This is a genomic window from Castellaniella sp. (genome assembly GCF_047971665.1).
Taxonomy (GTDB): Bacteria; Pseudomonadota; Gammaproteobacteria; order Burkholderiales; family Burkholderiaceae_B; genus Castellaniella.
Window position 1 is genome coordinate 35,626 of record NZ_JBKEAA010000008.1, and the last position, 13,171, is coordinate 48,796.

Genomic DNA, 13,171 nt, shown 5'->3' on the forward strand with positions numbered 1-13,171 from the left:
CAGGATACAAACGATATAAACTGCGCTATCTGTGTTTTTTCATCACTCCGTAAATGCGCAAACGTCTTCCCAGCACCCAGGCCCTGCAAGCCTTCGAGGCCGCCGCGCGGCATGAGAGCTTCACGCGTGCCGCCCAGGAACTGTCACTGACCCAGGGCGCGATCTGTCGTCAGGTCGCCGGGCTCGAGGCACTGGTCGGCGTGCCGCTGTTCCAGCGTGCACGCCGGGGGGTGCGCCTGACCGACGCGGGCGAGCGCTACAGCCGGCTGGTCCGCCGGCAACTGGACGCCCTCGAACGGGATACGCAGGCCGTCATGGCCCACCAGGGCGGCGGCGTACTGGAACTCGCCGTGGTGCCGACCTTTGCCACCCGCTGGCTGCTGCCCCGTCTGGCGTCGCTGCGCGCCGACCGGCCGGGCCTGCAGATCAACATGGCCACCCGGACCCACCCTTTCCTGTTCGAGGATACGGAATTCGATGCGGCCATCTATTCGGGTGACCCGCGCTGGCCGGGCACACAGGCCCATTTCCTGTTGAAGGAAAATCCTGTCCCGGTCTGCAGTCCCCGCCTGGCCACCGGTCCGCTGGACGCCGCCCGCATCGCTGCCCTGCCCCTGCTGCAGCAAAGCACCCGGCCGACCGCCTGGCGCGAGTGGTTCGCTTCCACAAGCGTTGCCGCGCCCGCCGCCCTGGCCGGCACGCGACTGGAGCTGTTTTCCATGCTGTCCCAGGCAGCCAGCGACGGACTGGGCGTGGCGCTGATCCCGCCCTTCCTGATCCAGCGTGAACTCGCCCAGGGCGTTCTGGGCGTACTGAATCCGCACAGCGGTCCCGGCCAGCGGGCCTTTCACCTGATCATCCCCGAACGCAAGGCCTCGCTGCCCGCCCTGAGGCATTTTCGCGATTGGCTCGTCGGACAGGCGCGGAACGATGAATCCGGCCGTCACGGCCCCTCAGCGGACAACCGTCCGATTGTCGGCCCCATCGCCCCGCGGTCCGCGCCTACAGCGTCCTGGCCGCCTCATCCAGAGACTGCGCAAAACGATCCACCAGCGTCCCGACCTGAGCCTCGGTGATGATCAACGGCGGACAGAACGCCACACTATCCTGGATGCCGCGCAGGATCAGACCATTGTCCTGGGCTTGACGCACGACCCGGGTGCCGGCCTTGCCCACGGGATCGAAGGATGCGCGCGAAGCCTTGTCGGCCACCAGTTCGACGGCGGCGATCAGCCCGACGCCGCGGACCTCGCCCACCAGCGGATGGCCTGCCAGATCCCGCAGCCGACGTTGCAGCACGGCCCCCGCCGCAGCCGCATTGTCCACCAGGCCACGTTCTTCGATGATGCGAATATTCTCCAGCGCCACAGCGGCCGCCACCGGATGACCACTGGCGGTATAGCCATGACCGAATGCGCCCAGCTCGCCGCTGTGACGCGCGATCACGTCGGCCACGCGCTCGTTCATCAGCACTGCGGCCAGCGGCTGATACGACGAGGTCAGTTGCTTGGACAACGTCATGAAATCCGGCTCGATACCAAACAGCGTCGAGGCGAACATCTGTCCCGTGCGCCCGAATCCGGTGATGACCTCGTCAGCGATCAGCAGCACATCGTACTTGCGGCAGACCGCCTGCATTTTCGGCCAGTAGGTTTCGGGCGGCACGATCACGCCGCCCGCCCCCATGACGGGTTCACCGATGAAAGCCGCCACCGTCTCAGGGCCTTCGGCCAGAATCAGCGCCTCCAGCTCGGCGGCCAGCCGGTCGGAGAACGCGGCTTCGGTCTCGTCAGGCAGGCTTTCGTGATACCAATGCGGACAGCGCGCATGCAGCATCCGGGGCAAAGGCAGGTCGAAACTGCGGTGATTGCCCGGCAAACCGGTCAGGCTGGCCGAAGCCACTGTCACGCCATGGTAACCACGCTGACGCGCAATGATCTTCTTTTTATCCGGACGGCCCAGCGCATTGTTGTAATACCAGACCATCTTGACGATGGTGTCGTTGGCCTCGGATCCGGAATTGGTGAAGAACGCCTGGGCCATGCGGCCCCCGGTCAGGCCGATCAGCTTTTCCGCCAGCTCGATTGAAGGAATGTTCGATTTGTGACTGAAGGTGTGATAGAAGGGCAGACACGTCATCTGCCGGCGCGCGGCCTCGGCCAGCAGGGGCTCGCTGAATCCCACGGCGGCGCTCCACAGTCCCGCCATGCCTTCGATGTATTCCTTGCCTTCGGTATCGTAGACGTGGATTCCGTGACCTCGGGCCATGATGCAGGGGCCTTCCTCGCGGTGCCGCTGGGCATTGGTATAGGCATGCAATTGGTAGGCCACATCGTTTTGCGCCAGGGTGTCGTTCGTCGTCATGTCAGGGTTCCTTCGGGTTCATCCGTAAAAATCGATTGATCGTGCGATGCCTCGGACATAACGGCTGATCACACGGGCCAGCGTATCGAAAGCAGGCTGAATTTCATCGGGCGTGGCCCCCGCATATCCCAGCAGCAGGCCGGGCCGGACACGCGAGCGGTCCATGTAATACGTGCTCAGCGGGCGGGTCACCACGCCCTGTTGCAAGGCGTCCCGTTCCACCATCACATCATCGACACTGTCAGGCAGCGCCAGGACCAGGTGCAGGCCCGCGTCATCGCCGATGATCTCGAGCCCGTCGCCAAAATACCGGAGCACGGCCTCGATCAGACAGGCGCGCCGCTCCGCATAACGACGCCGCACCCGGCGAATGTGCGAGGCGAGATGATCCTCGCGGATGAACTCCGCCAGGACAGCGTGCGTCATCATGTTGCCTTCGCGATAGAGTTCGGCCACCGCATTGGCAAAGGCGCCGGCCAGCGTATCGGGCACCACGAGGAATCCGACCCTCAGGCCAGGACACAGCGTCTTGCTGAAACTGCCGACATACAGCACCCGTCCGGCTTCATCCATGCCCTGCAGGGACGGCAGGGGACGGCTGCCATAGCGGAACTCGCTGTCATAATCATCCTCGAGGATCCAGCAGGCGTGCTGGCGCGCATAATCGAGCAGCATGCGTCGGCGGGCCAGGCTCATCACCATGCCCAGCGGGTACTGGTGCGAAGGCGCCACCACGATCAGGCGCGGCGGACGGGAATGCTCGGCCTCTCCGAGCCACAACCCCTCGCCATCCACAGGAATCGGCACGACATTCATCCCCGCCGATGCCAGCAGGTTGCGAATCCCCCAGTAGGAAGGCTCCTCGATCCAGACCGTATCGCCCGGGTCGCACAGCAGGCGGATGGTGACGTCGATGGCCTGATGGATCCCGGTGGTCATGATGACCTGCGCGGCTGTGCTGTGCACCGACCGCACACTCCCGAGATAATCGGACAGGGCCTGGCGCAGGGGACCATAGCCGCCCGCCGGCGCATAACGCATCAGTTCCCAGGGTGCCTCGCGCCACTGTCGGTTCTGAATCCGCGCCCAGGCCTTCAGCGGAAATTCACGCACATCCGGAATGCCGGGCATGAAAGCGCCCGACTGGCGGTTGGAAAAGCCCAGATGAGACAACAACTCACTGCCGCGACTGGACAGGTGCCGATCTTGCCCCGTTTCCGACGACGCGAGACTGTCGGCCGCCTCGTCGTCGGCTGGAATCTCGATCAGATCCTGGCTGATGTCCTGCACATAAGTGCCCCGCCCCACGCCCGCATGCACATAGCCCTCTTCGGTCAACTGGTCATAGACCTGAAGCACCGTATTGCGCGCGATCCCCAGGTCGGCGGCCAGATCCCGGGTCGACGGCAGGCGCGCGCCTGCGGCCATGCGTCCCTTGAGAATGGCCCTACTGATCAAGACATACAGTCTTTGATAAGCAGGACTATCTCCGGAAGGATCGAAGTGTTGCTGTAGCCACTCTGAAAGAACGAACGATTCCAAATTGGCACCATTAATAAATTGAAAAACAGATTAAATAAAGAGCCATATGATCAGTATAGAAGAAACCGATCAGCGTGGAAATAGCCGCACCGGCCTTCGCACGGTTGTTCCTCCAGCGGCAATTCGTCCTTCTCCATACGCCAATTCTCATCAGGATCGAGTCTTTAACCTAGCGGTACATCGAGCCGCGCATCCGGCAAGCCCGCACTGCGCGGCCGGCAGACCAAGGACTCTCGTGGAGACAGACATGAACAAGCAGCTCGACCCCATCACGCTGGCCGTCGTACGGGGCACGCTCGAGACGACACAACGCGAAATGACGATGACGCTGGAGAAAACAGCCAGATCCAGTGTGTTCAACGTCGCCCACGACTACAGCAACGCCCTCTTCAATCATCGGCCGGAAATGATCCTGCAGGGCCAGGACATCCCCATCCACCTGGGCGGCCTGATCCCCGCGATGAAAGCGGTCGCCGACTATTTCGGCGATGACATCCACGAAGGCGACATCATCTATCACAACGATCCAGCCTGTATGGGCAGCCATATCCTCGACTGTTGCATGTACAAGCCCGTCTTTTACGAGGGCAAGCTGGTTTTCTGGACGGTCTGCAAAGGACATGTCACGGACATCGGCGGCCCTGTGCCTGCCGGCTACAACCCCGACGCACGGGAAATCTACGCCGAGGGCCTGCGCATCCCTCCCGTCAAGCTCTGGGACAAAGGCAAGCCCAGAGAAGACGTCATCAACTTCATGCTCACCAATATGCGCTCACGCCGCGATCAGGAGGGCGACCTGAAAGCACAGCTGGGCGCGGTGAATGTCGGCGCGCGCAACCTGACCACACTGCTGAAGAAATACGGTGTCGACACAGTCCAGGCCTGTGTCGACGAGTTGCTCGACATGGCAGACCGCCACATGCGCGAGATCATCCGCTCAGTGCCGGACGGCACCTACAAGGCCGAAGCCGTCCTCGAGGATGCGGGCCACGGCTATGGCGACCTGACCATCGGCGCGCAGATCGACATCCGGGGAGGCCGCTGCGACATCCGCATCTCCAGCCCGCCCCAGATCCCCTATTTCATCAACTCCTACGCAGGCAACTCGATCTCGGGCGTCTACCTGGGATTGATGATGTTCGCCCAGCTGGATCCCCCCTACAACGAAGGCCTGTACCGCTGCATTCACGTAGATCTGGGCCCTGAAGGCACACTGTGCAATGCCTCGGAACCGGCGCCACACGTGAACTGCACGACCACGCCCATGGAAACCCTGGCCGACGCCGTGCGCCTCGCACTTGAGCAGGCCGACTCATCGCGTGCTGTGGGCTCGTGGGGACACTCGAGCGGTCTGAACATCGCCGGCATCGACACGCGCAACCAGGAGGAATACGTGACCATGGTGCTCGCGTCCCTCATCTCGGGCGCGGGCGCCACCGCCTATATGGACGGCTGGAATGCCTGCGGTCCGCAGTGCTGCTTTGGCGCCCTGTATTCCGGCGATATCGAGATGCTGGAACACGCCTACCCGATCCAGATCCACCGCTACAGCCTCATTCCGGACAGTGGCGGCGCCGGAAAATTCCGCGGCGGCTGCGGCACGGTCTGGGAAGTCGAGCCCCTGGACCACGCCATGACCGCCGTCAGCTTTGGCGAAGGCCGCTTCGAGCCCGCCCTGGGCGCGAGCGGCGCCGCCAGTGCCCGCCCCGATCTCAAAGTGGGCCGCATCGAGATCCGCGACGGCGCCAAACTCACGCAAACGGTCAAGAAGAATGCCATCTTCACCCTCAAGGAAGGCCAGCGGATCGCCAGCTACAACCCGGGCGGCGGCGGCTGGGGGGCTGCGTTCGAACGCGACCCCGAGGCTGTCCGCAACGATGTGCGCAACGGCCTCGTCTCCATCGAGGCCGCCCGGGAAGAATACGGCGTGATCATCGATCCGGTCACCCTGGTCCTGGATGACGTGCAAACCCGGGCCCTGCGGGCCGGCGTCCCGCCACACGAGGCGCTGACCGCCTGAACCACCCCATTCAAGCACAACAGAGGAAGACACCATGACAACCTACCGACTGGGCGTGGATGCCGGCGGCACCTTCACGGATTTCATCCTGGCGGATCAGACGGGCACGGTGCGCCTGTTCAAGGCGCTGTCCACATCCGATGATGGCACACACGCCATCTCGGACGGTCTGAACCAGATCTCCGAGGTCCTCAAAGAACCCATCTCCGCCATCCTGGCCAACACAGAACTCTGCGTTCACGGCACGACGGTCGCCCTGAACGCGCTTATCCAGCACAAAGGCGTGAAAACCGGCCTCATCTGCACCGCCGGTCACGAGGACTCCATCGAAATCCGCCTGGGCCACAAAGAGGAAGGCCACCGCTACGACGGCCAGTACCCTCCCGCAAGGATGCTGGTCGAACGCTACCTGCGCCGCCCTATCCGCGAACGCACGCTGAGCGACGGCTCGGTTCGCATCCCCCTGAACGAAGAGGACGTCCGCGAGGCCTGCGAGTTTTTCCGCAGCGAAGGCGTCGAAGCCGTCGCCATCTCATTTCTGTGGTCGGTACTGAACGACCGCCATGAGCGGCGCGCTGCCGAAATCGTGCGCGAAATGCTGCCCGATGTCTATGTTTCAGTCGGCACCGAGGTCTACCCGCAGATGCGCGAGTACACCCGCACCTCCACGGCCATCACCAATGCCTATCTCGGCCCGGTCCTGCGCCGCTATGTCACTCGCATCGATGCGTATTTCCGTGATCAGGGCGCAGTCACCCCGGTGCGCTATTACCAGTCCAATGGCGGCATGGCCTCGCTCGGTGTCATGGCGTCACGCGCGGTCAACGCCATCAACTCGGGCCCGGCCTCGGCACCGCAGGCCGCGATGCATATCGGCAAGCCCTTCGGCTACGAAAACCTGATCACCGTCGACATGGGAGGCACCTCGTTCGACATGACGCTCACGCATGACGGCATCACGAACGTGAGCAAGGACATCGACTTCCTGCGCTATCGTATCGGCACCCCCATGGTGCAGGTTGAAACGCTGGGCGCAGGCGGCGGCTCCATTGCCTGGATCGACAGCATGGGCGTCCTCAATGTCGGCCCGGGCAGCGCAGGCGCCGACCCCGGGCCGGCCGCCTACGGACGGGGAGGCACCGATCCCACCGTCACCGACTCGAATGTCGTGCTGGGCTACCTGAATCCGGAACATCTTCTGGGCGGCCGCCTGAAAATCGACCGCCAGGCCGCGCATGACGCGATCAACCACGCCATTGCGCAGCCTCTTGGCATCTCGCCGGAAAAGGCCGCCTACGGTATCCACAGCATCGTCAACCACAACATGGTGAGCGGCATTCGCCGCGTGACCATCGAACGGGGCTATGATCCGCGCGACTTCGTCCTGGTCGGCGCGGGCGGCGCCACCAGCCTGCACATCGCGGCACTGGCCCGCGAGATCGGCATCCGCACCGTGCTGATCCCGAAGCTGGCTTCGGGACTGTGCGCCTTTGGACAGATCCTGTCCGACATCAAATACAACCTCATGGCCGCCTGTCCGCTTCGCCTGAACGGACATGCCGATCTCGAGCGCATTGAACAACGTTTCAACGAGCTGCAGACCCAGGCGCTGGCGCTGCTGGAAAAAGAAGAAACCATCGACACCAGTCGGGTGTCCTTCAGCCGCAACATCGACATGCGCTATGTCGGCCAGATCCATGAATGTTCCGTCAGCATCGGCGACCTGCCCGTCAATGCCGACACGATCGATGAAATCCGCCGTGCATTCGATGCCATGCACGAACAGCTTTTCACCTACTCGGAACCCGAAAGCGAGGTGGAGATCGTCAATATCGAGAGCATCGTGCTCCTGCGCAATGGCCATGAGTTACAGCAAAGAATCCCGCCTGGCGGTCATGCCGCCGATGCGCTGCTCACACGCCGTCCGATGATCTTCAGCGTCGATGCCGCCCTCATCGATACCCCGGTGTACGACGGCAGCAGGCTGGGAGAAGGCGACGAACTCGAAGGCCCTGCCGTCATCGAGGAGACCACCACCACCATCGTCGTCGATCCAGGCTGGCATATCCGCCTGGATGCAAGCGGCACCTACGTCATGCGTGATCGACAAGCCCCGTAATCCCCCCACCACCCCAAAGAAATTCCACACACCATAAAACCAGCGGAACAGGAGGAGACAACATGACAACACAAGCACAAGACAAGGCTCAGGCCCCCGCCGCAGAAGAAATCACCGGCGCGATCCCCCCTCACTCCCGCATGGGAAAGCTGGGATTGACCATGGCCTGGTGGGGCGTATGCAGCGCCCTGTTCTACATCGTCGTCGCCGCATCGCTGGCGCATCAGTTCGGCACCCTGAACGCCATCATCGGCATGAGCCTTTCCGTGCTGACCTATGGCGCGATCAACGGCGTCATCTCCCGTTACGCCATCCGCACCGGACTGTCGGTGGCCCTCTTTTCCCGCGTGCTCTTCGGTGACTTCGGCGCCTCGCTCGCCACACTGATCTTCTTTGCCACCGCGCTGTACTACGGCGTGTTCGAGAGCTCGGTCATGGCCGTGGCCCTGCAGGCCTATTTTCCCTCCGTGCCGCTGAATCTGGCCTACCTGGTCGTCATCATCTACGGCATCGTCCTCATCTTCGGCAGCATTCAGACCTGGCTCGACAAGCTCAACGGCGTGCTGCTGCCGATCTACCTGGCCGGGCTGGCGATCGCCGTCCTGCTCACGATTTCCAGCCACGGCTACAGCAATGACTGGCTGTTCCTGCAACCCGAGAACGGCCCGGTCGAATATGGCTGGTGGGACTGCTACACCTACTACATGGGCGTGTGGATCCTGATGATGTATACCTTCGACTATGCGCGCTATGGTCGCCAGGAGGACACGGCCTACCATGCGCGTTTCAACTTCGGGGTTCCCTTTTATCTGGTGACCTTTCTGCTGAGCGGCATGGCAGGCATCTTTCTGGCCTCCACGCTCGGCACCACGAGCGAAGCGGGCGTGGTGATCAGCCTCGTGCAGCTGATGGGCTTTGGGGGGCTGGTGTTCGCATGGGTGACCCAGACGCGAATCAACACCGCCAACTTCCATCTGGCCACCACCAACATGCACTCCTTCTTCGAGCGCATCCTGAACCTGCGGCTGCCTCACTGGATCTGGGCGGTCCTGGTGGGCGTCCTGGCCTATGTCATCATGCTGGCCGACGTCTTCAGCTACATCCTGCAGGCCCTCGCGTACCAGGGCGTCTTCGTGGTCGCCTGGGTGGGCGTCGCGCTGGTGCACATCCTGCTCAATCCGTCCGGCATGGATGCCACCGCGTCCGTCGCGACCGGCGCAGCCTCGCACCAGTCGTTCAATCCCAGGGGACTGCTTGCCTGGTTCACCGGCACAGCCTGCGGCCTGATCCTGATGCACAATACCGGCCTGGCCTCGTTCTCCGCCCCCGCCACATTCCTCGTCGCGGCGGTCGTGTACGCGGCCGCCGCCCGCCGCGGTTCCGGATATCGCCTGTCCAGTCTAGAATGACGGGAACGACGAGCCTCCGGGGGATCGGCATGCACAGCCAGTATTCCACTCGCGAAATTGCCGCTCAAGATAAATCCCGCTATTGGCGAGCAGCGGTCAACGACACCTACTTCGACCTGAAACTCACCTTCGAAGAGACCCGCACGTTCGACGCCACGCTGGATTCCTGGCAAATCGGCCGCCTGTCCCTGTCACGTCTGTGCTCCCAGGCGCTGCGCTACCAGCGCCTGGATCATCACTGCACGAGCGACAACGACAGCTTCCTGATCACCGTGCCCGAGCTCAGCGAAATCCACTTCGAGCAGATGGGCCGTGGCACCTGGTGCCCTCCGGGCGGCTTCATCCTGGAAGACAGCCGCGAGCCCTTTCTTTTTCAGCATCCCAAGACGAATACCATGTGGGTGCTGAAGGTCCCCGGAGACCTGCTGCGCTCGCGGCTGCGCAATCCCCGGACTTATTGCGCGACCTTGCTCGATGCCCGCGAAGGCGCCGGTTCGCTGTTCGTCAGCTATATGAAACTGCTCATCCAGCATCACCAGAACCTGCCGACCACGACACAGGCGCTCATGGGCATGCACACGGTCGAGCTGCTTGCCTCGACACTCGAAAACAACCCCAAGGTCCTGCATTCCGAAAACTCGGCCATCCGGAATGCGCATCTGCGGCAGGTGGAAGCCTGCATTCGCGCGCATCTCGGCAACCCCGCGCTCAAGCCCGACCTGATCGCCCAGTCGTGCAATCTATCCACACGCTACTTGCACATGCTCTGCCGCGAGACCGGCTGCAGCGTATCGGAGTGGATCCGTGAGCTGCGTCTTCAAGAGGCGTTCACACAACTGCAATACCGGCCCTCCAGCACCCAGATCGGCACGATCGCCTATCAGCTGGGCTTCACGGACCAGTCCAAGTTCTGCAACCAGTTCAAGGTCCGCTTTGGCATGACGCCCAGCGAAGCGCGCCACTCGTCCTAGCCCGCCTTCCTTTCCCCCTTCGAGATCGGAGCGCCTGAAGCACACCAGGCGTCGAAATCGCGCGCGGGCGGGGTGGCGCCCGGGTGGGCGCCCAGAATTGATGCGGGTCATCTTGTCGATCGGTCATCGCAAGCCACGAAAGCCAATCGATCATTTCAATTTATCCAGTCATTTTAGATTCTTTAACTAAAATTCTTATCATGATTAACATTTTTCTTTATTGGTTCTACAAATAATAATTAAATGGACCTATTTGAAGAACCAAAACAGAAGTATATTGACGCAAAAAACGGGGCCACTCGAGCCCTAGCGGAGACACTCATGACCGGACTGAACCAGCAATTGCAGGCCCGCAAGAACGCAGCCATCCCCGACGGCATCGGCATCACCTGCGATTTCTATGCCGAGCGCGCGCTGAACGCCGAGATGTGGGATGTGGAAGGCCGGCGTTTCATCGATTTCGCCGCCGGAATCGCCGTCGCCAACACCGGTCACCGCCACCCGCGCATCGTGGCCGCGATCCGCGCACAACTGGATGCCTTTACGCACACGGCTTTCCAGGTGGCGCCCTATGGCTCCTATATCGAGCTGGCCGAACGGATCAACCGGCTGACCCCCGGAGGTCAGCCCAAGAAAACCGCGTTCTTCACCACGGGCGCCGAGGCGCTGGAAAATGCCGTCAAAATCGCCCGTGCCGCGACCGGACGCTCCGGCGTGGTGGCCTTTTCAGGGGCATTCCACGGCCGCACGTTCATGGGCATGGCCCTGACCGGCAAGGTCACCCCCTACAAACAGGCTTTCGGCCCGCTCCCCGCCGAGGTCTACCACATCCCCTTCCCCAATCCGCTCGAAGGCATCACCACACAAGATTCCCTGCGGGCGCTGGACCTGCTGTTCAAAGCCGATATCAGCCCGACCCGAGTCGCCGCCATCGTCATTGAGCCGATCCAGGGTGAAGGCGGCTTCAACGTCGCGCCAACCGAACTGCTGCAGGCGCTGCGTGAGCGCTGTGATGCCCACGGCATCGTGCTCGTTGCCGACGAGGTTCAGACCGGATTCGCCCGCACCGGCAAAATGTTTGCCATCGAGCATTCAGGCGTGACGCCCGACCTGATCACCATGGCCAAAAGCCTGGCCGGCGGCATGCCGCTGTCCGGCGTCTGCGGCCGGGCCGATCTGATGGATGCGGCGCCTCGCGGCGCATTGGGCGGCACCTACGCGGGCAATCCGCTGGCCATCGCGGCCGCGCTGGCCGTCCTGGACGTGATCGATGAGGAAAACCTGATCGCGCGCGCCGACGTCCTGGGCCAGCGGCTGAAACAGGCGCTGACCCGTCTGGCCCATCCACGCATGGCCGAAATCCGCGGACTGGGCGCCATGGTCGCAGCCGAATTCCGCCACCCTGACGGGCGGCCTGACCCCGAGACGGTCACCACGATCCAGCGTCGCGCACTGGATCGCGGACTGGTTCTGCTGTCCTGCGGCGCCTACGGTCAAGTCCTGCGTTTCCTTTTTCCTCTGACAATCCCTGATGGCCTGCTGGAGGAAGGACTGGCTATTCTCAAAGAAGCCATGGCCTGAGGGTTCAGCACACGCTCAGGCCCAAGGACCCGCTGCCCCTTCCATCCGTTCCGGAGGTTGCCCCCGATGTCCGCTGCTCCCGCATCAGAACCCCTGGTCAGCTTTCAGGGCGTCCAGAAATCCTACGATGGCAGTCACCTGGTCGTCCGGGATCTCAATCTCGATATCCATCCCGGCGAGTTCCTGTCCCTGCTCGGCCCCTCCGGTTCAGGCAAGACCACCTGCCTGATGATGCTTGCCGGCTTCGAGTCGCCCACCCGGGGCGATATTTTCCTGGAAGGCCGCCGCCTGAACGACGTCCCGCCCCACCACCGCAACCTGGGCATGGTGTTCCAGAATTACGCGCTGTTCCCCCACATGACGGTGGAGCGCAACCTGGACTATCCCCTCAGGGTCCGCAAGATGCCGGCCGGCCAGCGCACGGAGCGCATCCGTGAGGCCCTCGCCATGGTGCAGATGCAGGATTTCGCCAAACGCTATCCGGCACAGCTCTCGGGCGGGCAGCAGCAGCGCATCGCGCTGGCGCGCGCCCTGGTTTTCCAACCCAAGATCGTTCTCATGGACGAGCCATTGGGCGCGCTGGACAAGCAATTGCGCGAGCACATGCAGCTCGAGCTCAAGGCGCTTCACCGGCAACTGGGCATCACCTTCGTCTATGTCACTCACGACCAAAGCGAGGCCCTGACCATGAGCAACCGCATCGCGGTATTCGATCAGGGTGTCATTCAGCAGGTCTGTGCCGCCGACATGCTGTACGAAGCGCCGTGCAACCGTTTCGTGGCCGGTTTCGTCGGCGACAGCAGCCAGTTTCCCGGCACCATCCGCACAGTCGAGGGCGACCAGTGCCAGATCGAACTGGCCGGCGGCGTCTCATTGCGCGGACTCAACATCCAGAATCTGACGGCCGGGGCCTCCTGCGTCGTCGCCATGCGCCCCGAGCGCGTCCTGCCGGCCACCGCCGCAGACCTCAACGCGTTCCAGGCCACCGCCGTCGACGAAGTCTATTTCGGAGACCATGTCCGCCTGCGTTGCCGGATGGATGGCGGCGACACTTTCTTCGTCAAGATGCCCCTGGCCGCGGACGCCGGGACGCATGCCCCCGGAACTCGCATCGCTCTGCGGATCGATCCCGGATACGTCCGCGTTTTTCTTCCCTGACTTCTAC

The 13,171-nt window shown here is 62.8% G+C and carries 9 protein-coding genes; 7 read left to right on the forward strand and 2 right to left on the reverse strand.

Going from position 1 to position 13,171, the window contains the following annotated elements:
- The first annotated feature begins 53 nt into the window (after window positions 1-53).
- Entirely contained in the window at window positions 54-1,076 is a 1,023-nt protein-coding gene (locus ACK5JE_RS02005; RefSeq protein WP_416800044.1) for a LysR substrate-binding domain-containing protein, read from the forward strand.
- Here ACK5JE_RS02005 and ACK5JE_RS02010 read toward each other — a convergent pair.
- Window positions 1,003-2,364, reverse strand: coding sequence for an aspartate aminotransferase family protein (locus ACK5JE_RS02010; protein WP_416800045.1), 1,362 nt, complete (start codon window positions 2,362-2,364; stop codon window positions 1,003-1,005). The genes ACK5JE_RS02005 and ACK5JE_RS02010 overlap by 74 nt on opposite strands.
- Before the next feature lie 18 nt (window positions 2,365-2,382).
- Window positions 2,383-3,906 carry a PLP-dependent aminotransferase family protein gene (locus ACK5JE_RS02015; protein ID WP_416800046.1) on the reverse strand — a complete coding sequence of 508 codons (1,524 nt, stop codon included), beginning with the start codon at window positions 3,904-3,906 and terminating at the stop codon, window positions 2,383-2,385.
- A gap of 247 nt (window positions 3,907-4,153) precedes the next feature.
- Here ACK5JE_RS02015 and ACK5JE_RS02020 point away from each other — a divergent pair, with 247 nt between their 5' ends.
- The 6 genes from ACK5JE_RS02020 (at window position 4,154) to ACK5JE_RS02045 (ending at window position 13,164) form a co-directional block, all read left to right on the forward strand.
- Window positions 4,154-5,926 (forward strand): hydantoinase B/oxoprolinase family protein, encoded by a 1,773-nt coding sequence (locus tag ACK5JE_RS02020; RefSeq protein ID WP_416800047.1) that lies wholly within the window; start codon window positions 4,154-4,156, stop codon window positions 5,924-5,926.
- A 34-nt stretch (window positions 5,927-5,960) separates the two neighbouring features.
- Complete coding sequence (locus ACK5JE_RS02025; protein ID WP_416800048.1) at window positions 5,961-8,045, forward strand: hydantoinase/oxoprolinase family protein; 2,085 nt, start codon at window positions 5,961-5,963, stop codon at window positions 8,043-8,045.
- 62 nt (window positions 8,046-8,107) lie between these two features.
- Entirely contained in the window at window positions 8,108-9,454 is a 1,347-nt protein-coding gene (locus ACK5JE_RS02030) for a purine-cytosine permease family protein (RefSeq protein WP_416800049.1), read from the forward strand.
- A complete protein-coding gene (locus ACK5JE_RS02035) occupies window positions 9,451-10,425 on the forward strand; it encodes an AraC family transcriptional regulator (protein WP_416800050.1) in 975 nt (324 codons plus the stop codon). The genes ACK5JE_RS02030 and ACK5JE_RS02035 overlap by 4 nt, the downstream gene beginning before the upstream one ends.
- 321 nt (window positions 10,426-10,746) lie before the next feature.
- Window positions 10,747-12,006 (forward strand): 4-aminobutyrate--2-oxoglutarate transaminase, encoded by a 1,260-nt coding sequence (gene gabT, locus ACK5JE_RS02040; RefSeq protein WP_416800051.1) that lies wholly within the window; start codon window positions 10,747-10,749, stop codon window positions 12,004-12,006.
- A 66-nt stretch (window positions 12,007-12,072) separates the two neighbouring features.
- Window positions 12,073-13,164 carry an ABC transporter ATP-binding protein gene (locus ACK5JE_RS02045; protein WP_416800052.1) on the forward strand — a complete coding sequence of 364 codons (1,092 nt, stop codon included), beginning with the start codon at window positions 12,073-12,075 and terminating at the stop codon, window positions 13,162-13,164.
- The last annotated feature ends 7 nt before the right edge of the window (window positions 13,165-13,171 follow it).